Source organism: Streptomyces sp. NPDC060205 (assembly GCF_042728395.1).
Classification (GTDB): domain Bacteria; phylum Actinomycetota; class Actinomycetes; order Streptomycetales; family Streptomycetaceae; genus Streptomyces.
In genome coordinates this window covers 1-25,073 of record NZ_JBHWZP010000121.1, presented here as the reverse complement: position 1 = coordinate 25,073, position 25,073 = coordinate 1, and the positions used below count along the sequence as shown (strand labels likewise).

The following is a 25,073-nucleotide window of genomic DNA, read 5'->3' as shown; positions in this document are numbered from 1 at the left end:
GGCTCCGGCCTGTCCGAACCCGTGTCAGATCCGCACGACGCGCCACCGGTTGTCGGCGGACCCGTCGTCGGGCGACTGCACGGCGAAGGCCCCGACGGCGGTGGAGTTGCCCGCGATGCCGAGCAGTTTGCCACTGTTGCCGTTACGGATCTTGTAGGTGCCGTCGCCCTGGTCGAGCAGCGTCCACAGATGGTCCGCGGTGCCGTTGTCCGCCCACTGCAGGACGCTCGCGTTGTCCGCGGTGGACATGTCCCGCACCCCGAGGACCTTGCCGCTGTTGACGTTACGGATCCGGACCGCCGCCCCGTCCTCGATCAGTTCCCAGTCGTGGTCGGCGGTGCCGCTGTCGGTCCACTGGAGGGCGAGACCTCCGTCGGCGGTGGACATGTCCTGGATGCCGAGGACCAGACCGCTGGCGGCATTGGCGAGACGTACGTACGCGGGGGCGACGCCGCTGGTGTTCCAGTAGACGGTGTAGTTGAAGCCGTGTGCGTCGTGGAAGGGCCCCAGGTCCACCGTCGAGCCGTTGGCTGTCGCGGTGAAGGCGAGTGAACTCGTGCTGCTGCGCGTGATGGTGTCGGTGTCCAGCAGCGGCAGCCCACTCGGTGTGCTGTCGCCGTAGTCGCCGGCCAGCACGACCGGCCCGTAGGTGACCGCGGCGGTGCCCGCGCTGTCGGGGGCGGGCCGCACGACGACCCGCATGGGCAGTCGCACGGTGACGGTGTCGCCGGAGGCCCAGGACCTGGTCAGGGTGGCGTAGGTGCCGGGGGTGGCGGTGATGTCCTGCGCCACGCCGTTGACACTGACCGTGGCCCCGGTGGTCCAGCCGGGGATGCGGATGCGCATGGCCCACGTGCCGGCGGCACTGCCGGTGACCTTGAGCGTGGTGGTGTCACTCGTCGGGAACGTGGTGGTCTGGGTGACGGTGATCCCGCGCTGCGACCAGGTGAGCACCGACGGCACGAACAGGTTCACGGTGAGCGTCGAGCCGCCGTCGTGGAAGTAGACCGAGTCCATCAGCCGCGTGTGCGTCTCCACGCCGGTGCCCTGACAGCACCAGAAGCTGTTGTAGTCGGTGCTCCACGTGCCGCCGCCCCAGGCCGGACCCACCCCGCGCCGGCCGCCCGGAGCGAGGGGGGTGAAGTAGGTGACGTGACCGTGGGCGTCCGCGGGGTTCTGCTGGCCGATCATGTGGTTCAGCCAGGCCTGCTCGTAGAAGTCGAACAGCTCGGCCCGGTTCGGCGTCACGGCGAACAGGTCCCGGGTGAGCTTGAGCATGTTGTACGTGTTGCAGCTCTCGCAGGTGTCCTGTCTCAGGTACGAGGCGATCGCGTGCGGCGCGCGGAAGTGCTCGGCCTGGCTGTTGCCGCCGATGGCGTAGGTGTGCGAACCGACGGTCATGTTCCATGCGTTGGTGGCGATGTCCCGGTAGCGGGTGGTGCCGGTGGCCTTGTACTCGCGCAGGGCGCCGATCCACTTGGGCACCTGGGTGTTGGCGTGCAGTCCGTCGAGCTGGTCCGAGTTCGCGGCCAGCGGGGTGAACACCGCGGTGTGGTCGAAGCGTTGGGCGGCGGTCAGCCAGCGCGCGTCGCCCGTCTGCTGGTAGAGGTCGCACAGCACGTCGTTCATGCCGCCGAACTCCACACCCAGCATCGTCTGCATCTGCTGACCGGTGAGCCGGCCGGTGCGGGTGTCGACCCAGCCCGCCAGGGCGAGCAGGACGTCCCGGGCCTGGGTGCTGCCGAGCAGACGCCACACGTCCAGCAGCCCGGCGAGCGTCTTGTGGATCGTGTAGTACGGCACGTTGCCGTTGCTCAGGGTGCCCTGTTCGAGGGCGGTGAAGTCCGACTCGGGATAGCCGCAGAGGTATCCGGTACTGAAGCCGGCGGCGCTGTTGTTGGCCTGGCACTTGGCCAGCTCCGCCACCGTACGGACCGCCTTGTCCCGGGCGACCGTGTCCCCGGTGACGGCGTACAACTGCGCCCAGGCGGTGAGGAAGTGCCCCTGGACATGGCTGCGGAAGGGGAAGTCGGGCGCGTCCCAGCCGCCGTTCGCGCTCGCGCCGGCCGTGGAGAGTTTGTGGTTGGCGCGGAAGACGTACAGCAGCCGTTCCACGTCCACGAACCGCAGATAGGCGGCCGTGCGGTTCTGGTTGTCCAGCCACCGGCTCGCGGTCAGCCGCACCTGACCGAAACCGAAGGAGTACGCGGAGACCCCGATGTCGGCGCGGGCGGGAGGGACGGCAGCCTGAGCCGCGGAGGTGCCGACGAGAGTACCGCCCGCGGAGGCGGCGACCGTGGCTCCTGCCGCTTGCAGGAGGCGTCGTCTGCTGAGCGAAGAGGACATCGTGCACCTTTTCCAGATGGTCGGCGGGCGGGGGACTTGCGGGCGGCTCACCCGCGCACACTGTGCACTGCTGTTCGTGGTATCGAACACTGGTCGGCACTTCGACAAGCAGGGATGATAGGCGCGCGAACAACACCGTCAACACCCTTCGTGCCGCGTTTTCCGTCGAGGACCGTCAATTCGCTTCCCGGGGTGCTGACTTCACACGGCACACGGCACGGGGCACGGGGCAGACATGACGACGTCCTCCTGCATCCCCCCCGCACGGCGGGGATGCAGGAGGACGGGGTGGGCGTCAGGTCGCGCTGGACCTCGGGCAGGTGCTTACGCGCCGACCTTGTTCACCAGCTCCACGAGCGCGTCGGCCGCCGGGCCGGAGGAGGCCGGGTTCTGTCCGGTGATCAGCAGGCCGTCCGTCACCACGTACGGCCCCCAGTCGTCACCCTTGGAGTAGATCCCGCCCAGACGCTTCAGCTCGTCCTCCACCAGGAAGGGCACGATCTCGGTGAGGCCGACCCCCTCCTCCTCGGAGTTGGCGAACCCGGTGACCTTCTTGCCCCGCACCAGCGGCGTACCGTCCTCGTTGACCGTGTGGCGCAGGACGCCGGGGGCGTGGCAGACCACCGCGAGGGGCTTGCCCGAGCGCAGGGTCGTCTCGATCAGCCGCGCGGAGTGCGCGTCCTCGGCCAGGTCCCACAGCGGGCCATGGCCGCCGGGGTAGAAGACCGTGTCGAAGTCCTCGGCCGACACCGAGTCCAGCCGCACGGTGTCGGCCAGTGCCGCGGTCGCCTCCGCGTCGGACTCGAACCGGCGGGTCAGATCGGTCTGGAAGTCGGGCTCGTTGCTCTTCGGGTCCAGCGGCGGACGGCCGCCTTCGGGGGAGGCCAGCACGATCTCCCAGCCTGCCTCCTGGAAGCGGTAGTAGGGCGCGGCCAGTTCCTCCAGCCAGAACCCGGTCTTGCGGCCGGTGTCGCCGAGTTCGTCGTGCGAGGTGAGTACGACAAGAACCTTCATGTCTGCCTGCTCCTTGTGGTCGAGCGACCGATTAGACCGGTCGTCTAGAGGTGGTCAAAAAACGAGGAGAGTGGTCGGGGTGGTCGGGCCTACAGGTGCAGCAGCCGGCGAGTCATTGCCGTCGTGGTGTCGAGCGGTGCGGGACTGCGGTGGATCTTCGCCATGACGCTGGCGCCGAGCCACATGTCGTAGAGGACCTGAGCCGTGCTGCGGGGGTCGCCGTCGAGGGTGACCGATCCGTCCGCCAGGCCGTCGGTGATCGTCCGCTCAAGACGGTCGACGATCGCGTCCGTGCCGTCCTTGAGGACCAGTCGCATCGGCTCCGACAGGTCGGACACCTCGGCGCCGAGTTTGACCGCGAGGCACTTGCCCTGGCAGTCGTCGAGGCTCTGCGTCTCCCGCCACTGCTGCCAGTAGGCCGTGAGCCGCTCGGCGGCCGACTGGCCGGGCCGTGCGAAGACGCGGTCCATGTCCGCCACGTACTCGTCGAAGTAGCGGCGCAGCAGTGCCTCTCCGAAGGCGTCCTTCGAGGTGAAGTAGTGGTAGAAGGAGCCCTTCGGAACACCTGCCTCCGCGAGCACCTCGTTGATGCCGACCGCGGAGTAGCCCTTGTGGGCCATGATCCGCTGGGCGGCGTCAAGGATGTTCCGACGGGTGTCGGCGGTGCGTGCGGTGGCTGGCATGTCGGTAACCGTAGCGCATGATTAGACCAGTCGTCTAGTCGATCGGAGGGTCACGGCGCCGCTGCGGTCATGAAGGCGGCGATCCGCTCCGCGACCACCACGGTCGGGAGCGCCGGGGTGGCCCGCGGGATGTCGGGGAACACCGATGCGTCGGCGATCCGCAGCCCCGTGACTCCGACGACCCTGCCCTGATGGTCGACGACCGTCGTCGGATCGGCGGGGTCGCCCATGGCGCACGTACCGGCGGGATGCCAGTAGTGGGAGTGGTGACGCCTGATCCAGTCGTCCATGCCCTCGTCGTCCGGCGGGACCGGCTTGTGCAGGGGAGTGCCGAGGTGACGGTCCATGCGGGGCAGTACGTTCTCGGCCGTCCAGCGCAGACCGTGTCGGACACTTTCGAGGTCGGCGCCGGCCGCGTCGCTGAAGAAGCGAGGATCGACGATCGCCCGTTCGCCGGGCGCCCGTGACGCGAGCCGTACGGTGCCGCGCGAGCGCGGGCGGAGCTGGCTGACGGGCAGGATGCACCGCCAGCCGTACTCCTGCGCCGGATCGGGCTCCATCCACGGATACACGTGCAGGTCGTACGGTCCGTCGGAGACGGGGGAGCGGAGTTTGACGACGCTCTGCTCCTGCGGCAGCCAGCCGCCCCCGGAGAACTCAGCCAGATCCCGCTGCAGTTCGGCGGTGCCGGCGAACTCCAGCAGGGCCGCGGGATGGTCGTGCAGGTTGGCGCCGACCCCCGGGCGGTCGCTGACCAGCGCGATGCCCAGGTCCTCCAGATGGGCCGCGGGTCCGATGCCCGAGCGCAGCAGGACCTCCGGACTTCCGTACGCGCCCGCGGCCAGGACCACCTCCCGGGCACCGACTCTGGAGGTCCGGCCGTGCCGGGTGACGGTGACGGCCTCGACGGCGCCTTCGCGGAAGTGGATCCGGTCGACCAGCGCGTCGGCCGCGACGGTGAGGTTCGGCCGGGCGCGCTGCGCGTCCAGGTAGCCGAACGCGGTGTTGATCCTGGTCAGATCGCGGACGTTCACCGGCGCGCAGCCCACGCTCTGCGAGGCTCCGAGATCGTCGAGGTCGTCCAGGGCCGGTATGCCCGACTGCCGGCAGGCGCGGATGAACTCGCGCTGGAACGGCTGGATCTCCTCCTCGCTGTAGCGGCGGAACCGCAGCTGCTCGGCGGCGGCCGTGAACAGGGGAGCGAGGTCGGCGGCGCCCCAGCCCGGACAGCCGGCGGTGGCCCAGGCGTCGTAGTCACCCGCCCAACCGACGCTCTGGCTGCAGCCGTTGTGTGCGGAACAGCCGCCGATGACCCGTGCGCGGTCGTACGCCAGCGGCTGTCCGGCCGCCCCCGTGCCCTCGTATCCCCAGTCGTGCGTCGTGGGCAGTTCGGCCGCGTCGAGGAGCTCCGCGGGCCAGTCGCCGTCCGTGAGCGGGCCGTAGTCGGGGCCGGCCTCCAGGACGAGCACCGTCCGTCCGGCCGCGGCGAGCCGTGCCGCGATGACACAGCCGGCCGTGCCTCCGCCGATCACGACGGTGTCTGTCTGCTCCGGCAGCGGTCTCATCGAATTCATTGGGGCCTTTCGGGTTCTTCCGTGCTGTCGGGAGTGCCGTCCGGAACACCGTCGGGAATCGGCTCGCTGAACGCGTGGACCACGCCGAGATACGCGCTCGCCTGGACGGTCCACCCGTCACGGTCCGTCCGCTTGGGAATGTCGGGATGGGTGCGCGAACGCAGCAGATAACCCACGGACAGGGCCTCGATGGCCCAGATCAGGTCCTCCATGGTGCGGTCGGCCTTCAGGCGTCGGCGCGCGTACCGCAGCAGAATGCCCAGCAGGTGGTCCGTCGCGTTGACATAGCGTTCGTTCGCTCCGGCCTGGGCGTCCCGCACCATGTCGACCGGGGCCAGCGCCCCCAGTCCGAGGGCCAGGAACAGTTCAGGAGACGCGCTCGTCCAGCGGAAATCGGCCTCGCTGATCTGACGGAAGATCTCCTCGGGTGCTTCTCCGTCGGCGACCAACTCGAATGCGAGCGCTTGGATCTGCCCTGCCCCGGGTGTGGCGATCTCGTCCATCACATGGCTCATCAGTTCCCGCTGGAAAGCGGCCTGATCCTGCCAGATCTGGTAGAAGGCGCCCGTCGTCAGTTTCTTGTCGTCGGGGTTGCGCCGGTTCACCTCGACGAGGACGTCGGAGATACGGATGTCCGCGAGGGGATTGTGCAGCTTCGCCGACTCGGGGCGTGTGCGCTCGATGGCGAGGTTCGTCGCCGCGTCGAGCAGCATGGCTCGGGTCTCCTCGCGGGGGCGGTGCCGGCGTTGAGGACGCTTGGGGCCGGTCGACTTCGTGCGCGTCGACTTCGTCGCGCCATCTTTCGGGGTATCCACCATGCGGCCAGCGTACTCCGTATCGCGAGATCGTAAGAATTTTACCATCGGGGGTCGCCGTTCCGTCGGGGCTGTGAGGACCGACCCGGACCTGCGCGTCAGCGTCATCACGCGTCGATCCACTCCGAGGTGTCACGGGCGAAGAAGTCGGTGAGCGTCTCGCGGCGGACCACCTCGCGTGCCTCGCCGTCCGCGCAGAAGACGACCGGTGCCTTGAGCGCCCCGTTGTAGTTGTTCGCCATGGTGTGGCAGTACGCCCCGGTCACGGGTATCGCGACGACATCGCCGACCCGCGGTGCGCGCAGGGTGACGCCGGAGCTGATCCGGTCGCCCGACTCGCAGTGCCGCCCCACGATGTCGACGCGTTCACCACCGCCGACCCGGTCGACCAGGGTGGCCTCGAACCGCTGTCCGTAGAGCGCGACTTCCATGTTGTCCGCCATGCCGCCGTCCACGGCGACGGTGACGCGGTCACCTCGTTTGACGCTGACCACCCGGTACAGGGTCACCCCGGAGCGGGCCACCAGACTGCGGCCCGGCTCGATCATCAGCCGCGCGGAACCCGGCAGATAATGCCGGGCGGTCTCGATGATGGCGCCGATCCATTCCTCCGGCTCGGGCGGGTGGTCGGTGTAGGTGTAGCGCGCGCCCAGGCCGCCGCCGAGGTTGTAGGTCTCGAACTCCCCGAGACCGGCCAGGGCCCGGACCGCGGCGGCGAACGGCTCCACATCGAGGATCTGGCTGCCGACGTGCGTGTGCACTCCGGCCAGGCGCAGGTGCGCACTGGCCCGGATGCGCTCGATCGCCCGCGGCACCTGGTCCAGGGGGAGGCCGAACTTGGAGCCCTTCTGCCCGGTGGACACCGCCTCGTAGGTGTCCGCACGGACCTCGGGCAGTACACGTACGAGGACGTCCTGACGGGCGGCCACCGAGTGCTCCAGCGCGCGTTCCAGGCGGTCGATGTCGTCGAAGTTGTCCACCACGACCAGGCCGACGCCGGCGGCCACCGCACTCTCGATCTCGGCACCGGTCTTCGCGTTGCCGTGCAGGACCAGATTGCGGCCCTCGACACCCCCGCGGAGCGCGGCGGCCAGCTCACCGAGCCCGGCCACGTCCACGCCGACCCCCGCCTGCGCCATCAACCGGTACGCGGCCACGCACGGAAAGGACTTGGAGGCGAACACGAGCCGAGAGTTCGGCCACTCGGCGCTCAACGCCCGCCGGTAGCGCTGGATCCGTGCGCGCAGGCCCGCCTCGTCGACGACGTACGCGGGGGTCGAGAACCGGTCGGCGACCTCGGACAGGGCGACGCCGCCGACGGTCAGGCCGCGGTCCGCCTCGACGGTCGTCCCCTCGGGGAACAGCTCCAGGATGTCGGGGTTCACGCCCATGCGAGCATCACATGCTTGATCCGGGTGTAGGCCTCCAGGCCGTACAGGGACAGGTCCTTGCCGTCGCCGGTCTCCTTGAAGCCACCGTGCGGCATCTCGGCGGCCGTCGTGATGTGGGTGTTCACCCAAGCGACACCGAAGTCGAGCGCGCCGGTGACACGGAGGGCGCGGCCCACGTCACGCGTCCACACGCTGGACGCGAGACCCTGGCGTACGCCGTTCGCCAGGGCGATCGCCGTCCGTTCGTCATCGAAGGACTGCACGGTCAGCACGGGACCGAAGATCTCCTCCTGGACGATCTCGTCCGCCTGCTCTACCCCGGTGATGACGGTCGGCTCGAAGAAGAAGCCAGGTCCGGCCTCCACTTTCCCGCCGGCGGCTGCCAGGGCGGTGCCGCGCCGGCGCTCGACGAGCCCCGACACCCGTTCCAGCTGGGCCCGGCTGATCAGCGGGCTCCTGCCGTCCCGGGTGTTCCCCTGCTCCACGAGAGCGAACGACCGGGCGTGGTCGGCCAGGGCCCGTACGAGTTCGTCATGGACGTCGGCGTGCGCCAGTACGCGCGACGGAGCGGTGCAGTCCTGGCCCGCGTTGTAGAAGGCGGCCTCGGCGATCAGCTGCGCGCAGTGGGCCACGTCGGCGTCCTCGAAGACCAGCACGGGCCCGTTGCCGCCCAGTTCGAGGTGCGTGCGGCGCAGGTCGTGGGCGGCGGCGCGTGCCACCTCGCTGCCGGCGCGGGTCGAGCCGGTGAGGGCGACCATGTCCGCGCGCGGATGCCGGGCCACCAGCTTGCCCGTCTCCCGGTCCCCGCAGACGAGGTTCACGCAGCCCGGTGGGAGGTGGCGTCCGCAGATCTCGGCGAGCAGCAGCGCGCTGGACGGGGTGGCCGCATCGGGCTTGAAAACCACCGTGTTGCCCGCCGCGACGGCCGGAGCCAGCTTCCAGACCGCCGTCATCAGCGGGTAGTTCCAGGGGGCGATCGCCGCGATCACACCGACCGGTTCACGCCGCACCATGGAGGTGTGGCCCGCCACGTACTCCGCCGCGGCGCGCCCCTCCAGCATGCGGGCCGCGCCGGCGAAGAACCGGAACTGGTCGATGATGGGCAGGAGTTCCTCGGACCGGAAGAGATCGGTCGGCTTGCCGGTCTCCCCGCACTCGGCGGCGACGAATTCGTCCGCGCGTTCCTCCATCTCGGCCGCTATGGCGAGCAGCGCCGTCTGACGTTCCCCGGGCGTGCTGTGTCTCCAGGCCGCGAAGGCCGCGGCCGCCGCGTCGAAGGCGGCGTTCACTTCGTCGGCCCGGGAGACCACGGCCGTGCCGCGGACCTGTCCTGTACGCGGATCGGTCAGGGGCGACCGCCCGGCGGCGTCGCTGCGGGCGCCGTCGATGAAGTTGACGACGTGATGGGCGTGGGCGGCGCGGTCGCCATTGGCGGCTCGGTCGGCGTACTCGGCGTGTTCGGCTTGGTCTGTCATGCGGGAACTCCTGTCGTACTGCTCGTGCTGCTCGTACGTGGAACAGTGGTCGGTACCGCCGCGAACACCGGTCGGTCCTGTGGTGCGAGGAGGCGGCGGCGGCCGGTCAACCGGACCGCGACTCCACCAGCGCGCCGTCCATGTAGACGGCGTCGATGCGATGGGCCAGGCAGCTGAAGTCGGAGGCGTCGCCGGACACGACGACCAGGTCCGCGCGCTTGCCGGGCTCGATGCTGCCGTACCGGTCCGAGACACCCAGCAGTCGGGCGGCGTCCAGCGTGGCGGCACGCAGGACCTTCGCGGGGCTCAGGCCGCCCGCCGCCATAAGCTCCAATTCTTCCAGGTTGCGGCCCGGAGCGAGCCCGACCGCGTCGGTGCCCATGGCGATGGTGACGCCCGCCTCGCACGCCTTCTTGAAGGAGTCGAGGTGGGCGTCGGCGACCTCGCGGGCCTTCGCGAGCGTGGCGTCGGTCAGCCGGGCGCCGCCCGCAGCCGCCTCCAGCACACTCTTCGGGGCCAGCAGGGTGGGTACGAGGAACGCCTCGTGTTCGAGCATCAGCTCGATGGCCTCGTCGTCGAGGAAGATGCCGTGCTCGATGGACCGCACTCCCGCCCGCAGCGCGTTCTTGATGCCGACGGAGCCCTGGGCGTGGGCCATCACCGGCAGACCCGCCGCGCGTGCTTCGACGACGGCGACGGTCAGTTCGTCGAGAGCGAAGTGCGCGTGGTGCGGGTTGTCGCGCGGCGACATGACTCCGCCGGAGGCGGCGACCTTGATGACGTCGGCGCCGGCCCGGACGACCTCGCGGACCGCCTTGCGCATCTCGTCGACGCCGTCGACGACCCCACGGGGCCGCCCTGGATGGGCGATCCTGTTCTCGACGCAGTTCCCTGAAGCCAACCAGCCGTCCGAGTGCCCGCCGGTCTGGCTGAGCATCGAGATGGCGATCTGCAGCCGGGGCCCGTCGATCAGACCGTCCTCCAACGCCGTCTTGACGCCCAGGTCGGCGCCCGCCGCGTCCCTGGCGTGCGTGATCCCGATCCGGCGCAGGGTGCGCAGATGCCGGGCGGCCTGGAAGAACGGATAGGAGAACGGGGTCTGCAGCCGGTCCACCGTGTCGATGCTGCCGATCATCACGTGGACGTGGCAGTCGATGAGACCCGGCAGCAGGGACTTCCCCGCCAGGTCCACCTCCACATCGCCGTCCAGACCGGTCCCTACGTCGACGATCCGGGAACCCTCCACGACCACGTCCCCGTGCCGCGGCTCCGCGCCTGTGCCATCGGCGACGAGACCGCCCCGGAACAGGACCCGCCGCGGGCTTGCCGGACGCTCGATCGAACCCATCGTGCTACCTCCGTGTGCCGTGCGAACTTCTGGTCCCCGACGACTCCGGCTCCGGCTCCGGATTCGGTTCCGGACTCGGCTCCGGCTCCGACTCGGGGGCATGGACATCACCGATGTCCATGCCGAGGAGCAGTGAGCCGAGGGATTTGCCGTGCGTGTCGAGGTTGAGGCTGCGGGTGACCCCGCCGTCCAATGCGCCGTCGAGGACGAACTTCAGCGCGCCCAGGTGCGGCAGCTCGTAATGCCGGACCGCGCCTTCGCCACCTTCGAGGAAGGCGGAGAAATGCCGCTGGACCCTCTCGGCGGTCACGAGTTCCCTCAGGAGGGGGAAGTCCCGTGCCTCGTAGGCGATGACGGTGATGTCCGAGACGTTTCCCTTGTCACCGGACCGGGCGTGGGCGAGTTCGTGCAGGAGCATCTAGACCTCCGCGAACGTGACCGACGGTGTGACGTCGGAGCGGGGCAGGAAGACCGACGCGATGGCGATCCGCTCGGTGACGGAGGTGACCACACCGCCGCCTCCGGCGGGGCCGTTGAGCCACATCGCGCTCACCTCGTGCGCGATCCGGCGGGCCCGGTCCTCGGAGTCGGTCCGGGCTGCGACGCGGACACGGACCTCGTTCAGCTGTTCAGGATCACCCGTGCCGAGACCGAGACCGAGACCGAGACCGGGATCGGGACCGCCTCGGGGACCGGGACCGAGGCCGCGGCTGACGGAGTCGACCCCGATGAGTTCATAGCGCGCCGCCCCTGAGGTGATGCCCTGCTTCTCGATCCGCGCTCGCAGGACGTCCAGTGCCAGCCGGGCCCGGGGCAGTGCGTTGGGGCCCGCGTAGGAGATCTGGCCCTCCCCGGTGAAGCCGTCGCGGTAGCCGACGGAGACCTTCAGGTCGTCCGGGCGCCGCCGGCCACGAGCTCCCCGGACCAGCACGGTGTCGTGGCCGGACTCCTCGAACCGGACCTCGGAGAAGTCGGCCACCACATCCGCCGACGGATACGCCGAGGGATCGTGCACCTCGTAAAGCAGTTGTTCCGTGCACGTGGCGGATGTCACCAGACCGCCCGACCCCGGCACCTTGCCGATCCTGAAGGTCCCGTCTGCGTGCACCTCGGCGATCGGGAAGCCCAGCTCGGCGAGACCGGGAACGTCCTTGTATCCCGGGTCCGCGAAATAACCGCCCGTGACCTGGGCCCCGCATTCCATCAAGTGCCCCGCACAGGCGCCCTTGGCGATCAGGTTCCAGTCGCTGGTGTCCCAGCCGAATTCATGGACAAGAGGTGCAATATAGAGCGAAGGGTCCGCAACTCGGCCCGTGATCACTACATCGGCGCCCTGGCTCAGAGCGTGGGTGATCCCTTCGCACCCCAGGTAGGCGTGGGCCGACACCACGCGGTCGCCGAGGGAGCCGACGGTTCCCTCACGCTCCAGGAGCGGGAGATCGGGTCGCTCAAGGATGCGATCGAGTACGTCGTCGCCCGTCACCACGGCGACCGACAGCCCACGCAGTGCCCTGGCCCGCGCGAGCCCGGCGACGAGCGCGCCCGCCGCCCGCGGGTTGGCCGCGCCCATGTTGGTGATGACGCGGATCCCCTGGCGCGCGCACTCCGGCAGGACGGCCGCCATGCGGTCGGGGAGCCACGGGTTGTATCCGCGGGCGGGGTCGCGGCGCCGCTCCAACTCCGCCAGGGCGACCGAGCGTTCGGCCAGGCATTCGAAGACGAGGTACTGGATGTCGCCGGATTCGACCAGCTGCACGGCGGGCTCGATGCGGTCGTCGGCGAAACCGGCGCCGGAGCCGATGCGCAACGCGCCCCGCTCACTGCCTGAAGCCTGAAGAGTGACCATGTTCGGAGTGTACATACATTTTTTGTAACTGATAATATTTTTACGAACTTCGACCCGAGGAGTAGTCATGTCCCCGACCGACATCGGATCCGACCGGGCGATCACCCAGGCCGTCGAGGCCATGGAGCTGGTGCACAGTGCCGATCTGAGCCCGGACGGCACGCTCGTCGCGTGGTCCTCGTCCTGTATCGAGGGGGACGCCGAGCGGCGCGGGCTGCGCCTGAGCGAGGTGGCGCAGGGCCCCGCCTCCGCAGCCGCCGCCTCCGCAGCCGCCGCCTCCGTCAACGCGCACTCCGTCGCCGTCGAGTTCGGCGACAGCGACCACACCCCCCTGTTCTCGCCGGACGGCAGCCGTCTGGCGTTCCTCTCGCAGGACGGACCGGTCACGCGCATCGTCCTCGTCCGCCCCGCCGAGGCGCCCGACTTCGCGTTCGAGGTCCTCGTGGACCCCGAGGCCCCGGACCGCTCGGTCTTCGGACGGCCGACGTGGAGTCCGGACGGCCGCCGTATCGCCTATGCGGGGACGCGGCGCACACGCGTGCCCGGGATGCCGTACCGGATCACCCGCGTGATCGGTTGGGTGGACGGGCTCGGCCTCGTCGACGACGCGACCGCGGACATCTTCGTCGTCGACCTCGACAAGGGGACGCACACGCGGCTCACGGGCGACGAGTGGGTCAACAGTCAGCCCACGTGGTTGCCGCCCTCGGGAACCGCCGTCGACGGGGACGGCCGGCCGTCGTCCTGGCGGATCGCCTACCGTGCGGGCCTCGGGCCGGACCAGTGGCAGCAGGGCGTGGCCGCCGTCCGCTCGGTGGCCGCCGACGGGGCGGAGGCGACCCCCGTCGAGCACCTGCGCGCGCTCGACATCTTCTCCGTGAGGGCATTGGACGACGGACGGATCGCGGTGACGTCGTCCGGCTCCAAACCGCACTCCGTGGGGCAGTTGTGGACACTGCGGGCCGGCGACGGTACAGCCGCGGACCCCGCGCCCTGGCCGCGGACCGACCGTGCCGCGGGGCTGGACCTCGATCTCAACGGCGATGTCCTGGGCGACATAGCTGTTCCGTTCATGGACCCCGACGCGAGGGTGCTCCTGCACGCGGGGGACGCCGTACTGCGCGTACAGGTCGAGGACCGTCTGGAGGTGCACCGGGTCGCCCTGGACGGCGAGCCGAAGGCGGATCCGGTGCTGGCGGGCACGGGCTGCTTCTATCCGCTGGCGGTCGCCGGGCAGCGCCTGCTGTACGGCCACGGCACGCTCACCGCCCCGCCCGACCTCTGGCTCCGCGACCTCGACACGGGTGACGACGTACGCGTCACCGACACCGCGGCCCACAACCGGTCCTGCACCGTGCCGTGCACGGTCACCACCTTCCGGGTCCCCATCGGAAGCGGCTCCACGGTCCAGGCCAAACTGCTGCGGCCCGCGAGCGCCGTCGGCGCGCTGCCGACCGTCCTGCTCATCCACGGCGGCCCCAGATCGGCCTACGGGGAGGCCTACGTCACGGACGCCCATGTCCTGTGCGGCGAGGGGTTCGGGGTCCTCATGGTGAATCCCCGCGGCTCGCGCGGCTACGGAACGGACTTCGCCGACGCCATCATCGGCGACTGGGGCGACAAGGACTTCCACGACCTGATGGCCGCGGTGGATTTCGCGGTGGCCGAGGGCTGGGCCGATCCGGACCGGCTGGGGGTCTCCGGACTGTCGTACGGCGGCTACATGTCCAGCTGGATCGTCGGCCACACCGACCGGTTCAAGGCCGCCGTGATCGAGAATCCCGTGACCAACTTCTGGAGCATGTACGGGACCAGCGACGTCGGGCTCAGTTTGCTGCCCGCGGTGCTGGACGCGCTGCCGCAGACCGACTTCGAGCGCTACCGGCGGCTGTCGCCGATCACCACGGCCCACATGTGCACGACGCCGACCCTGTTGATCCAGGGCGAGGCCGACCACCGGTGCCCGCCCGAGCAGAGCAAGCAGTTCTATTCGGTGCTGCGCCGGGCCGGCTGTGTCGCAGAGCTGCTGATGCTGCCGGACGCCTCTCACGAAGGGGCGATCTCGGGACCTGTGCCGTCCCGGCGAGCGCAGAACGAGGCGCTCGTCGACTGGATGGTGCGGCATGTTCAGGGGCGCGATCAGGCCCTGCAGGGCGGCGCGGACTGCTGACGTGTCGATCCCGAAGCCGCAGGGCCCTGCTCGAATCCGCAGGTCGGACGGTAGATGTTCATGCGAAGTCCGCCCCGTCGGCACCCGCTTTTTCCAGCCACCTAGACGAGTGACGGAACCCGGCGTAGATTGAGAACGTCACTTGGTAGATAACTTACGAAACTGCGAGGGAAGTTATGCGCAAGTCGACAGCCGGGGCCACCGCGTGTTGTACGGCGCTGCTGGCCACCGCGCTCCTCCTCAGCGGATGCAGCTCCGGCGGTACGGACTCGGCCGCCTCCGGGACCGCATCTTCACCCGCGAAACGGGGCGGCTCGCTCTCCATGTCGCTCAGCAGCGCGATCGACACCTGGAACCCCCAGAAGGCACTGGCGACCCAGAGCTACCGGGTGTTCCCCCAGGTCTACGCCTCGCTCCTGCGTTCCACGCCCGACGGCAAGACCCTCCAGCCGGCCCTGGCCTCGTCCTACAAGGCCAACCCCAGGACCAAGACGCTGACGTTCACCCTGAGCCCGGACGCCAAGTTCAGTGACGGCAGACCCGTCACGTCCGCGGACGTCAAGTTCTCGGAAGGCCTGTGGAGCAAGGGAGAGCTGTACGGCAGCTACTTCTCCTCCATCAAGTCCGTGGACACGCCGTCCAAGAACACCGTCGTCTTCCACCTCTCCGAACCGGACGAGACGCTCCCCGCCGTCCTGTCGACCGCCAACGCGGCGATCTTCCCCGACAAGTACGGCGGCCGGAGCGCCGCCGCGTACTGGAAGAAACCCGTCGGGGCAGGGCCCTTCATGATCAGCGGTCAGACCGTGGGACGGTCCATCGCCCTCACCCGCAACCCGCACTACTACCGCTCCGGCCTGCCCTACCTCGACAAGGTCGACTACAAGGTCGTCGCCGACGGGGGACAGCAACTCCTGCAGTTCCAGAGCGGCTCCCTCGACGTCGTCAACGGCGTGGAACTCGAAGCGGCCGCCCAGTACCCCAAGAACAACATCGTCCGCGCGCCGTCCACCGGCGTCAGCGTCCTCACCATGAACACGAAGTCCGGGCCCCTGGCCGACGTCCGCCTCAGGAAGGCGATCGCGCTGGCCATCGACTACCGCAAGCTCGTCCGCGGCGGATACGTCGGCGAGGCCGGCGTGGCCACATCCTTGCTGCCGCAACAGGTCCCCGGCGTCACCAAATGCCCCAAGTGCACCTGGTCCACCACCGACGTGGACGCCGCGAAGAAACTGGTCGACGCCTCCGACTACGACGGCCGGACCATCGAGCTGATCGTGCCCAGCGACGGCGGCCCCGGAAAACTCGCGGCCCAGGCACTGACCCCGATGCTGGCCGAGGCGGGCATCAAGGCCACCGTCAGTCCGCTCCCGACCAGCTCCCTGATCGACGACCTGGGCAAGGGCTCCTTCCAGCTCGGCATGGTCACCTACAGCGCACTCGCACCCACCCCCATCGACCCCCTCGGCTTCCTCGGGGCGACCGGCATCGTCTTCTCCCAGTCCGACCCCGGCCCGGCGAACAAGGCACTGGCCGCCGTCCACGCGGCGAGCGACACGTCCGAAGTGACCGCCGCCGTACAGGACTTCGAAGCGACCGCCAACGCCACTCACGCCGTGCTTCCCCTGGCCGTGCCCAACGCGCTCGACGCGGTCGCCGACCGCGTGCAGGGCTTCGTCCCGGCGCCCTACCAGGCGTACTGCGCGGATGAGTTGAACATCAGGAGCTGACCACCGTGTCCGGCGCTCTCCAAGGAAGGGAGGGAGTTTCGTGGTAGCGATGAGAACGGTGCTCGCCCGGCTGATCCAGCTGGTGCTCGTCCTGCTCGCGGTCACCCTGGTCGTGTTCGTGCTGACCCAGATCGCGCCCGGCGACGCGGCCAGGCTGCGCCTCGGACCACGAGCCTCGCCCGAGGCGGTGAGCGAACTGCGCCACCAACTGGGCCTCGACCGCAGCCTCCCGCACCAGTACCTGGACTACGTCACCAGAGTCCTGCACGGCGACCTCGGGACGTCGATCGACGGACAGAGCGTCAGCGGCGTCATCGGCCAGCGCATCGGAGACACCCTGTGGCTCCTGCTCGGCACCCTGGTGCTCGCGGTCACGACGTCACTCGTCCTCGCCTGGACCGCCGCCTGGTTCAGGGACCGCCCCGTCGACCACGTGATCAGGCTCGGCGTACTCCTGGCCCTGTTCCTCCCGGCGTTCTGGGTCGGCTTCCTGCTCGTCAGACTGGTGGCCATCCCCACCGGCTGGTTCCCCGTCGCGGACCTGGGGTCGAGCCCGGCAGAACTGCTCCGCTCGCTGGTCCTGCCCTCCGTGACCGGCGCGATCATCCTCACACCCGTCCTGGTACGGAGCCTGCGGTCCAGCCTGATCGACGTGCTCGACTCCGAGTACATCGCGGTCGCCAGGTCCCTCGGTGTGGGCGGCCCCACCCTGATCGTCCGGCACGTGCTGCGCAACGCACTCGGCCCGGTCCTCACCCTCCTCGCCCTCAACGTCGGCTACCTCTTCTTCGGAGTCGTCATCCTGGAAGCCACCTTCAACATCGCCGGCCTGGGCAGCGCACTGGTCGAGGCGTCCGCCAAGCGCGACGTCTACACCGTCCAGGGCATCACGCTGCTGTTCGCCACGGGGGTCGTGCTGGCCAACATCCTCGGCGAGACCGTCGTCTCGCTGCTCGACCCGAGGACGGTGAGCACATGACCGACACTCCTGTCGTCGAGGACTCCACGCCGCCCGCCGAACCCTCGCGGCGCCTGCGCCGACGCGGCGACGGCAAGATGGCCGTCGGCGCTGTCATCGTCGGACTCTTCGTCCTGGCCGCGCTCTTCGCACCGCTCATCACCAGCGGACACCCCGCCGACCAGGACCTGCTGAACCGGCTCGCCCCGCCCTCCCGGGCCCACCTCCTCGGCACCGACCAGCTCGGCCGCGACGAATGGACCCGGCTGGTCTACGCGATCCGCCTCGACCTGCGCGTGGCGGTGCTCGGCTCCCTCATCCCCGCGGTCCTGGGCAGCCTGATCGGTATCGCGGCGGGTCTCGGCAGCAAGTGGCTGGACGCGGCGATCATGCGCACCTCCGACATCGTCGTCTCGCTCCCGCTGTTCATCTTCTTCATCGCCCTGGTCGGCCTGCTCGGCCCCGGCACCGGATTCCTGTTCCTCGGCCCCGGCGAACTGCCGCTCATCATCGGCTTCACGGTCATCTCCTGGGTCGTGTACGCCCGGCTGCTGCGCAGCGAAGTACGCAGGGTGCGCTCCATGGACTACATCCGGGCCGCACGACTGGGCGGCCTGCCCGGCCGGCGGGTGATCGCCTGGCACATCGTGCCGAACGCCATCGGCCAGAGCATCGTCTACTTCTTCGTCGACGTCGGACTGGCCGTCGTCGCGATCTCCACCCTGTCCTTCCTCGGCGTCGGCATCCCCGTCGGAACCCCCGAATGGGGCTCGATGATCCAGTCGGGCCGCGGCGTCATCCAGACCAACTGGTGGTTGATCGCCGCCCCCGGAGCGGCGATCGCCCTGATCGGCATGGGCCTGGCGCTGATCGGGGACGGCCTGGACGATCGGATCAAGTCATGACCCGTACAGAACGCGTGATCGAGATCGAGAACCTGTCGATCGCCGCGGCACAGGGAGGAGTCAGCCTGGTCGACGACGTGTCCCTGCACGTCGACGCCGGTGGCTGCCTCGGGATCGTGGGCGAGTCCGGATCCGGCAAGAGCCTCACCCTGCGCTCCGTACTCGGTCTGCTGCCGCCCACTCTGAAACAGACCAGGGGGACCACACGGTTCCAGCGGAAGCCGGGCGAGGGGCTGCGGTCCGTCGCACCGCGTGAGCTGCGCGGACACGGGGTCTCCATGATCTTCCAGGAGCCCATGAGTTCACTGAACCCGACCATGCGCATCGGCGACCTGGTCGCCGCCGGCCCCCGGGCCCTCGGCATGTCCCGCCGGGCCGCCGCGGACCGGGCCCTGCAACTCCTGGCCGAGGTCGGTGTGCCGCACCCGGAGCAACGGGCCCGCGCATGGCCGCACCAGCTCTCCGGCGGCCAGCGCCAGCGCGTGATGATCGCCATGGCGCTGTCCGTGGAACCCTCGCTCCTCCTGTGCGACGAGCCGACGACCGCGCTGGACACCACGGTCCAGGACCAGATCCTGACCCTCGTCGAACGGCTGCGGGCCGAGCGCGGACTGGCCCTGATCTTCGTCAGCCACGACCTCTCGGTCATCTCCCGCATCGCCGGCCGCACCGCCGTGATGTACGCGGGCCGCATCGTCGAACAAGGTCCCACCCACGACCTGGTCGACGACCCGAGCCATCCCTACACCCGTGCGCTGATCGACTCGATGCCCCAACTGCACGGACCGCCCACTCGGTTGAGGACCATCAGCGGATCCCCTCCCACCGCCGGACTGCTGCCCCCCGGCTGCCGCTTCGCCCCCCGCTGTCCCTACGCCGCGGACGTCTGCCTCGACGCGGACCCCCCGCTGCTGGCCATCGGCCCGCACCGCGCCACGGCGTGCGTACGGCAGCCGGTCACGAACGCTGGAGAACAGCCATGAGCGCCCTCGTCGAACTGGACGACATCTCCGTCCACTTCAAGGTCAGGACGCACAGGTCCGTGCCGCCCACGACGCTGCGCGCCGTCGACGGAGTCAGTCTCGCCGTCGAACGCTCCGAGTGCCTGGGCGTGGTCGGCGAGTCCGGCTGCGGCAAGTCGACCCTGGCCGGCGTCCTCGTCGGGCTGACGGAGCCGACCGCCGGACTGGTCCGCTACGACGGCCAGGACATGGGAGCCCGCAGGTCGAAGGAGCTGCGCCGGAGGATCCAGATGGTCTTCCAGGACCCCGTCGCCTCACTCAACCCCCGACGGCGGGTCCGTTCCGTGCTGGCCGAACTCATCGACTGCCACGACCTCGTCCCGGACACCGGGATGACCTCCGCGCTCAACTCGCTCATGGAGATGGTGAACCTGCCTCCGCGCGTCCTGGAGGCGCGACCGCGCGAACTCTCCGGGGGCCAGCGCCAGCGTGTCGCCATCGCACGGGCCCTGGCGGTACGGCCCGACGTGCTGGTCGCCGACGAGGCGGTATCCGCCCTCGACGTGTCCGCGCAGGCCACCGTGGTCAACCTGCTGGCCGATCTGCGCGCCGAACTCGGATTGACGATCGTCTTCATCTCCCACGACCTCGGCATCATCCGAACGCTCTGCGACCGGGTCGCGGTGATGTACGCGGGCCGGGTGGTGGAGGAGGGAACGGCCGAGACGATCTTCGGCGGGGCCCGACACCCTTACACGCAGGCCCTGTTGCGGGCCGCACCCGACCTGCGGCGCCGCGGCACCGAACCGCGTCCGCCGGCACTGGAGGGCGAACCGTCCGGCGCCCTCGACGTGATCACGGGCTGCCCCTTCCAGCCCAGGTGCCCGGAGGCCGAGGCCGCCTGCGCGAAGGCCCCGCCGCCCTACGTCCACGACGGATCGCACCGCACCGCCTGCATCCACGCGCCGTCGAGCCACCGGGCACCGGCCGACACCCAGTAGCCGCCGCCCGCCCGTCACCTGGGTTCGGCACCCGCACGTCACCGAAAGGCATCACCGTGAGCGTCGAGCGTGAACTGCCCTCCGACGAGGCCCGTGAACTGATCGGGCTCACCGCCGAGATCGCCGACAAGGAACTCGCTCCGCGCGTGGCCGAGTTCGAGGAGGCCGGGCGTTTCCCCCGTGAGGTCTTCACCCTGCTGGGATCGGCGGGACTTCTCACCCTGCCGTTCCCCGAGGAGTTCGGCGGCGGCGCGCAGCCCTACTCCGTCTACCTCCAGGTCCTGGAGGAGATCGCCGCCCGCTGGGCGGCCGTGGCCGTGGGCATCAGTGTGCACGCCCTGTCCTGCCATCCGGTCAACGCGTTCGGGACCGACCGCCAGAAGGCCGACCTCCTCCCCGACATGCTCGGCGGAGACCTCCTCGGCGCCTACGCGCTGTCCGAGGCGCATGCCGGGTCCGACCCGTCCGCCATGCGGGCCGCAGCCACCGGCACCCCGGAGGGCTGGCGCGCCCGCGGCAGCAAGGCGTGGATCACCCACGCGGGACAGGCTGACTACTACACCACCTTCCTGCGCACGGACTCCGACAGCAGACACGGCGTCTCCTGCTTCCACGTCCCCGCGGACACCCCCGGCCTCTCGGCGGGCGCACCCGAACGCAAGATGGGCCTGTGCAGCTCGACGACCGCCACGATCACCTTCGATGACGCGCCGATCTCCGGGGACCACCTCGTCGGACGGCCCGGACAAGGCCTGTCCATAGCGCTGTCGGCCCTCGACGCCGGGCGCCTCGGCATCGCCGCCGTCGCCACGGGCATCGCGCAGGCGAGCCTGGACCACGCGGTGGCGTACGCGAAGGAACGCGAGGCGTTCGGACGTCCGGTCATCGACCATCAAGGAGTCGGTTTCCTGCTCGCGGACATGGCCGCCGCGACCGCGTCCGCCCGCGCCACCTATCTGTCGGCCGCCCGCCGCAAGGACGCGGGCCTCGGCTACAGCCAGGAGGCCAGCATCGCGAAACTCCTCGCCTCGGACACCGCCATGTCGGTGTCCACCGACGCCGTCCAGATCCTCGGCGGTGCCGGTTACGTCCGCGACCACCCGGTCGAGCGGTACATGCGCGAGGCCAAGGTCACGCAGATCTTCGAAGGCACCAACCAGATCCAGCGCCTGCTCATCAGCCGCGCACTCGCCCGCACGCCGCGCTGATGACACGCCGGCCGGCCACACGTCTGTCGGCCGCTCATCACCCCGGGCCGTACGGCCGCCATCTCGAAGGAGTTCGGAAATGCCCCGCACGTCCGCGAAGACGTCCGCGAAGACGAACGACCGACAGGACCCGATCCAGTTGCTGACTCCGCTGGGCGAGGCGGTCAGCGACGCCCGGCTGCCGTTCGACCCGGCCGACGCGGATCTCCCCGCCCTGTACCGGGACATGGTGCTGACCCGCCGCCTCGACACCGAGGCCATCGCCCTCCAGCGACAGGGCGAGCTGGGGCTGTGGCCCTCCCTCTTCGGGCAGGAGGCGGCGCAGATCGGTGCCGCCCGCGCCCTGCTCCCCTCCGACATGGTCTTCCCCACTTACCGCGAGCACGGAGTGGCATGGTGCCGCGGACTCGACCCGGCGTCCCTCCTCGGTCTCTTCCGGGGCACCACCCTGGGCGGCTGGGACCCCAGGGACGTCAACTTCAACCTGTACACGCTGGTGATCGGGGCCCAGACCCTGCACGCGGTCGGCTACGCGATGGGGATCGTCCGCGACCCGGTCGGCCCGGCCGTCTCCGCGGCTTCCACAGCCGTCGCCTCCGCCGTCCCCGCCTCCGCTGTCCCCGCCGCACCCGCCGTCCTCGCCTTCCTCGGCGACGGCGCCCTGAGCGAGGGCGAGACCAACGAGGCGTTCATCTGGGCCACGACCCAGTCCCTGCCCGTGGTCTTCTTCTGCCAGAACAACCAGTGGGCGATCTCGGCCCCGTACAGCGTGCAGAGCACCGTGCCCGTCGCGCAGCGCGCCGCCGGTTTCGGACTGCCTGGTATCCGTGTCGACGGCAACGACGTCCTGGCCTGCCTCGCCGCCACCCGCAAGGCCCTGCACACGGCTCGTACCGGCGGCGGCCCCACCCTGATCGAGGCGTTCACGTACCGCCGCAACGCCCACACCACCGCGGACGACGCCTCCCGCTACCGGGAGACTGCGGAGGAGAAGGAGTGGGCGGCCAAGGACCCCCTCGCCAGGCTGCACGCCCACCTCGTGTCCACCGGGGCCGCCGACTCCGCGTACTTCGCGGAGATCGAGGCCGAGGCGCAGACCTTCGCGGAAGGTCTGCGTGCCCGCTGCCGTGCGCTGCCCGAGCCCGATCCGTCCCTGCCGTTCGAGCACACCTACGCCGAGATGACCCCCGAGCTGAGTCGCCAACTGGCCGAACACCGGGCCCACCTCGCCTCCCTTCAGGAAATACCCGACCTCGGCGGAGAGCGCGCATGACCACGACGACACTGGCCAGAGCGATCAACGACGGACTGCGGCACGCGCTCACGACCGATCCGGCGGTCCTACTGCTCGGTGAGGACATCGGCCGCCTCGGCGGCGTCTTCCGCGTCACCGACGGACTCTGTGCCGACTTCGGCACCTCACGCGTCGTGGACACCCCGCTGGGCGAAGCCGGGATCGTCGGCACCGCCGTGGGTCTCGCGATGCGCGGATACCGTCCCGTGTGCGAGATCCAGTTCGACGGTTTCGTCTATCCGGCCGTCAACCAGATCGTCAGCCAGCTGGCCAAGTACCGGCACCGCTCGGGCGGCCGGATCGCCATGCCGGTGGTCATCCGCATCCCGTACGGCGGTGGCATCGGCTCGATCGAACACCACTCGGAGTCCCCGGAGGCCTATTTCGCCCACACCCCGGGTCTGAAGGTCGTCACCTGTGCCACCCCCGACGACGCCTTCAGCATGATCGGCCAGGCCATCGCCAGCGACGACCCGGTCATCTTCCTGGAGCCCAAACGCCGGTACTGGACGAAGGGCGAAGTCTCCGGTGTGCCCGCACTCGACCTGCACCGGGCCCGTACCGTCCGTACGGGTTCGGACCTCACGCTGGTCGCTTACGGACCCTTGGTCGCACCGGCGCTGGAGACGGCCCGTATCGCGGGGGAGGAGGGGCACAGCGTCGAGGTCATCGACCTGAGAAGCCTCGCACCGCTGGACACGGACACCGTCATGGCCTCCGTGCTCCGCACCGGCCGGCTCGTCGTCACGCACGAGGCCTCGCGCACGCACGGCGTCGGTGCCGAGATCGCTGCCCGGGTCCAGGAGGAGGCGTTCTACGCGCTGGAGGCCCCCGTCCTGCGGGTGACCGGATACGACACGCCGTATCCGCCGAGCCGCCTTGAGGAGGACTGGCTGCCGGGCGTGGACCGCATGCTGGCCGCCGTGGACCGCAGCCTCGCCCACTGAAAGCGCGCGCCGCACATCAGCTTCGAAAGGCAGGACAGCCATGCCCACCACCGAAGATTTCTGCCTGCCCGACGTCGGGGAAGGCCTCACGGAGGCCGACATCCTCCAGTGGACCGTGGCCCTCGGCGACACGGTCGAGGTGAACCAGATCATCGTCGAGATCGAGACGGCCAAAGCCGCCGTCGAACTGCCTTCCCCGTACGCGGGCACGGTCGCCGCACTGCACGCCGCCGAAGGCGACACCGTGCCGGTCGGCGCTCCCTTGATCACCATCGCCGTCGGCGGAACTGAAGAGCCTGTCGAGCCTGACGCGGCGGCGGGACCGGCCGGCTCCGACCAGGGTGACGCGAGGGGACGCACCGCGCTCCTCGTCGGCTACGGTCCGCGCGACGCGGGCACGGCCCGTCGGCGCACCGCTCGCCCTGCCGCGTCCACCGGGGCCGCCTCCGCGTCCACCGGGGCCGCCTCCGCGTCCACCGGGACGGTCTCCCGCCCCTCGGCCAAGCCGCCGGTGCGCAAGCTGGCCAAGGACCTCGGCGTCGATCTGCGCACGGTGCTGCCCACCGGACCGCACGGCACGATCAGCCGGGAGGACGTCCATCTCGCGGCCGGGCCGCCGTCTCCGCCTCCGCGCGAGTCGCCCTCCCCGGGCGCGGGCGCCAACTCGCGCGGAGAGACACGGATCGCGATCCGCGGCGTACGCAAGCACATGGCCGCCGCGATGGTGGCCTCGGCCTTCACCGCCCCGCACGTCACCGAGTTCGTCACCGTGGACGTCAGCGAGACGATGAGGCTGCGCGAACTGGTTGGAGCCCGGCGCGATTTCGCGGGAATACGGATCTCACCGATGCTCTTCGTGGCGAAGGCCCTGCTGCTCGCCCTGCGCGGAACACCGGAGCTGAACTCCGTCTGGGACGAGTCCCGTCAGGAGATCGTGCTCAAGCACCACATCAACCTCGGCGTAGCCGCCGCGACCGACCGGGGCCTGGTGGTACCCAACATCAAGGACGCGGATCTGCTCTCCCTGCGCGAACTGGCACGCGCAATAGCTCAGTTGGCGACGACGGCCCGTGAAGGGCGGACGGAACCACGCGACCTGACCGGCGGCACGGTCACCCTCACCAATGTGGGTGTGTTCGGCGTGGACACCGGTACGCCCATCCTCAACCCGGGGGAGGCCGCCATCCTCGCCCTGGGTGCCGTACGACGCACCCCGTGGGTGGTCCAGGACCAGGCGGGAGAACGTATCGAGCCGCGGTGGACGGCCCAACTGGCCCTGTCCTTCGACCATCGCCTCGCCGACGGCCGCCAAGGCTCGCGCCTGTTGGCAGACGTGGCGGACCTGCTGCGGGAGCCGGGCCTCGCCATGCTGTGACACGGCAGTGGTCCGCACCCCGGGAATACGG

20 protein-coding genes are annotated in these 25,073 nt (G+C 70.0%); 10 read left to right on the top strand and 10 right to left on the bottom strand.

Annotated elements, in window-relative coordinates:
- Positions 1 to 24: 24 nt before the first annotated feature.
- From ACFWGJ_RS21915 to ACFWGJ_RS21870, 10 genes are all read right to left on the bottom strand, one after another.
- Positions 25 to 2,346 (bottom strand): beta-L-arabinofuranosidase domain-containing protein, encoded by a 2,322-nt coding sequence (locus ACFWGJ_RS21915; protein WP_387327029.1) that lies wholly within the window; start codon positions 2,344 to 2,346, stop codon positions 25 to 27.
- A gap of 324 nt (positions 2,347 to 2,670) precedes the next feature.
- Positions 2,671 to 3,360, bottom strand: a complete 690-nt coding sequence (locus ACFWGJ_RS21910; RefSeq protein ID WP_387327028.1) for a type 1 glutamine amidotransferase domain-containing protein — start codon at positions 3,358 to 3,360, stop codon at positions 2,671 to 2,673.
- A gap of 89 nt (positions 3,361 to 3,449) precedes the next feature.
- Complete coding sequence (locus ACFWGJ_RS21905; protein ID WP_387327027.1) at positions 3,450 to 4,043, bottom strand: TetR/AcrR family transcriptional regulator; 594 nt, start codon at positions 4,041 to 4,043, stop codon at positions 3,450 to 3,452.
- A 50-nt stretch (positions 4,044 to 4,093) separates the two neighbouring features.
- The gene (locus ACFWGJ_RS21900; protein ID WP_387327025.1) at positions 4,094 to 5,608 is read right to left on the bottom strand and encodes a GMC family oxidoreductase; all 1,515 of its coding nucleotides are present in this window, start codon (positions 5,606 to 5,608) and stop codon (positions 4,094 to 4,096) included.
- 5 nt (positions 5,609 to 5,613) lie between these two features.
- Positions 5,614 to 6,435: a hypothetical protein gene (locus ACFWGJ_RS21895; protein WP_387327024.1), complete on the bottom strand. Its 822-nt coding sequence runs from the start codon at positions 6,433 to 6,435 to the stop codon at positions 5,614 to 5,616.
- A gap of 104 nt (positions 6,436 to 6,539) precedes the next feature.
- On the bottom strand, positions 6,540 to 7,823 hold the full coding sequence (gene lysA, locus ACFWGJ_RS21890; protein WP_387327022.1) for a diaminopimelate decarboxylase: 1,284 nt from the start codon (positions 7,821 to 7,823) through the stop codon (positions 6,540 to 6,542).
- Positions 7,814 to 9,298 (bottom strand): aldehyde dehydrogenase family protein, encoded by a 1,485-nt coding sequence (locus ACFWGJ_RS21885; RefSeq protein WP_387327021.1) that lies wholly within the window; start codon positions 9,296 to 9,298, stop codon positions 7,814 to 7,816. The genes lysA and ACFWGJ_RS21885 overlap by 10 nt, the downstream gene beginning before the upstream one ends.
- Before the next feature lie 106 nt (positions 9,299 to 9,404).
- Positions 9,405 to 10,646 (bottom strand): amidohydrolase family protein, encoded by a 1,242-nt coding sequence (locus tag ACFWGJ_RS21880; protein ID WP_387327019.1) that lies wholly within the window; start codon positions 10,644 to 10,646, stop codon positions 9,405 to 9,407.
- A 4-nt stretch (positions 10,647 to 10,650) separates the two neighbouring features.
- The gene (locus ACFWGJ_RS21875) at positions 10,651 to 11,064 is read right to left on the bottom strand and encodes a hypothetical protein (protein ID WP_387327018.1); all 414 of its coding nucleotides are present in this window, start codon (positions 11,062 to 11,064) and stop codon (positions 10,651 to 10,653) included.
- The gene (locus tag ACFWGJ_RS21870; protein WP_387327016.1) at positions 11,065 to 12,492 is read right to left on the bottom strand and encodes an acyclic terpene utilization AtuA family protein; all 1,428 of its coding nucleotides are present in this window, start codon (positions 12,490 to 12,492) and stop codon (positions 11,065 to 11,067) included. It lies immediately after the preceding gene.
- A 67-nt stretch (positions 12,493 to 12,559) separates the two neighbouring features.
- On the opposite strand from ACFWGJ_RS21870, the gene ACFWGJ_RS21865 reads away from it, so the two are divergent.
- The 10 genes from ACFWGJ_RS21865 (at position 12,560) to ACFWGJ_RS21820 (ending at position 25,042) form a co-directional block, all read left to right on the top strand.
- Positions 12,560 to 14,662 (top strand): prolyl oligopeptidase family serine peptidase, encoded by a 2,103-nt coding sequence (locus tag ACFWGJ_RS21865; protein WP_387327015.1) that lies wholly within the window; start codon positions 12,560 to 12,562, stop codon positions 14,660 to 14,662.
- A 176-nt stretch (positions 14,663 to 14,838) separates the two neighbouring features.
- Positions 14,839 to 16,392, top strand: coding sequence for an ABC transporter substrate-binding protein (locus ACFWGJ_RS21860; protein ID WP_387327013.1), 1,554 nt, complete (start codon positions 14,839 to 14,841; stop codon positions 16,390 to 16,392).
- A gap of 49 nt (positions 16,393 to 16,441) precedes the next feature.
- Positions 16,442 to 17,371 (top strand): ABC transporter permease, encoded by a 930-nt coding sequence (locus ACFWGJ_RS21855; protein ID WP_387327030.1) that lies wholly within the window; start codon positions 16,442 to 16,444, stop codon positions 17,369 to 17,371.
- On the top strand, positions 17,368 to 18,255 hold the full coding sequence (locus tag ACFWGJ_RS21850; RefSeq protein WP_387327011.1) for an ABC transporter permease: 888 nt from the start codon (positions 17,368 to 17,370) through the stop codon (positions 18,253 to 18,255). Before ACFWGJ_RS21855 ends, ACFWGJ_RS21850 begins: the two co-directional genes overlap by 4 nt.
- Positions 18,252 to 19,238 (top strand): ABC transporter ATP-binding protein, encoded by a 987-nt coding sequence (locus ACFWGJ_RS21845; RefSeq protein WP_387327009.1) that lies wholly within the window; start codon positions 18,252 to 18,254, stop codon positions 19,236 to 19,238. The genes ACFWGJ_RS21850 and ACFWGJ_RS21845 overlap by 4 nt, the downstream gene beginning before the upstream one ends.
- Positions 19,235 to 20,218 carry an oligopeptide/dipeptide ABC transporter ATP-binding protein gene (locus tag ACFWGJ_RS21840; RefSeq protein WP_387327008.1) on the top strand — a complete coding sequence of 328 codons (984 nt, stop codon included), beginning with the start codon at positions 19,235 to 19,237 and terminating at the stop codon, positions 20,216 to 20,218. The genes ACFWGJ_RS21845 and ACFWGJ_RS21840 overlap by 4 nt, the downstream gene beginning before the upstream one ends.
- A 56-nt stretch (positions 20,219 to 20,274) precedes the next feature.
- Positions 20,275 to 21,426, top strand: coding sequence for an acyl-CoA dehydrogenase family protein (locus tag ACFWGJ_RS21835; protein ID WP_387327006.1), 1,152 nt, complete (start codon positions 20,275 to 20,277; stop codon positions 21,424 to 21,426).
- A gap of 79 nt (positions 21,427 to 21,505) precedes the next feature.
- Positions 21,506 to 22,699 carry a thiamine pyrophosphate-dependent dehydrogenase E1 component subunit alpha gene (locus ACFWGJ_RS21830; RefSeq protein WP_387327005.1) on the top strand — a complete coding sequence of 398 codons (1,194 nt, stop codon included), beginning with the start codon at positions 21,506 to 21,508 and terminating at the stop codon, positions 22,697 to 22,699.
- On the top strand, positions 22,696 to 23,667 hold the full coding sequence (locus ACFWGJ_RS21825) for an alpha-ketoacid dehydrogenase subunit beta (RefSeq protein WP_387327004.1): 972 nt from the start codon (positions 22,696 to 22,698) through the stop codon (positions 23,665 to 23,667). The genes ACFWGJ_RS21830 and ACFWGJ_RS21825 overlap by 4 nt, the downstream gene beginning before the upstream one ends.
- Positions 23,668 to 23,707: 40 nt before the next feature.
- Positions 23,708 to 25,042 (top strand): dihydrolipoamide acetyltransferase family protein, encoded by a 1,335-nt coding sequence (locus tag ACFWGJ_RS21820; RefSeq protein WP_387327003.1) that lies wholly within the window; start codon positions 23,708 to 23,710, stop codon positions 25,040 to 25,042.
- Positions 25,043 to 25,073: the final 31 nt, after the last annotated feature.